Origin of the sequence: Serratia sp. CY38905 (genome assembly GCF_052168875.1) — a bacterium.
Taxonomy (GTDB): Bacteria; Pseudomonadota; Gammaproteobacteria; order Enterobacterales; family Enterobacteriaceae; genus Serratia; species Serratia sarumanii.
In genome coordinates this window covers 1-588 of sequence record NZ_JBJNLV010000054.1, presented here as the reverse complement: position 1 = coordinate 588, position 588 = coordinate 1, and the positions used below count along the sequence as shown (strand labels likewise).

1 pseudogene is annotated in these 588 nt (G+C 54.3%); it reads right to left on the bottom strand.

The features are described from left to right. Positions 1-588: pseudogene (locus ACJ8MK_RS26020) on the bottom strand (IS5-like element IS903B family transposase); the annotation flags it as partial.

The window sequence follows — 588 nt, the reverse complement described above, 5'->3', positions numbered from 1 at the left end:
CGACGGTTGTAATCTGTTGTCCATTTCCACCGCGCATTACTCCCGGTCATTCGCTGATTAGCCACTGCACGGTTACGGTCTGCATATTCACCGGGCCAGTAACCCGCACCTTTTCGGGGCGGGATAAGCGCGCTGATTTTCTTACGCCGCAGTTCATCGTGACAGAGCCGGGTATCGTAAGCTCCATCGGCGGCGGCTGACCTGATTTTCCGGTGGGTTTGCCGGATTAACCCGGGGAAGGCCTCTGAGTCCGTAACGTTGTTCAGCGACAGGTCAGCGCAGATGATTTCATGTGTTTTACTGTCAACTGCCAGATGCAGCTTACGCCATATACGACGGCGTTCCTGGCCATGCTTTTTGACTTTCCACTCGCCTTCACCGAAGACCTTCAGCCCGGTGGAATCAATTACCAGGTGTGCGATTTCACCCCGGGTGGGCGTTTTGAAACTGATATTAACCGACTTTGCCCGCCTGCTGACACAGCTGTAATCCGGGCAGCGTAGCGGAACGTTCATCAGAGAAAAAATGGAATCAATAAAGCCCTGCGCAGCGCGCAGGGTCAGCCTGAATACGCGTTTAATGACCAGC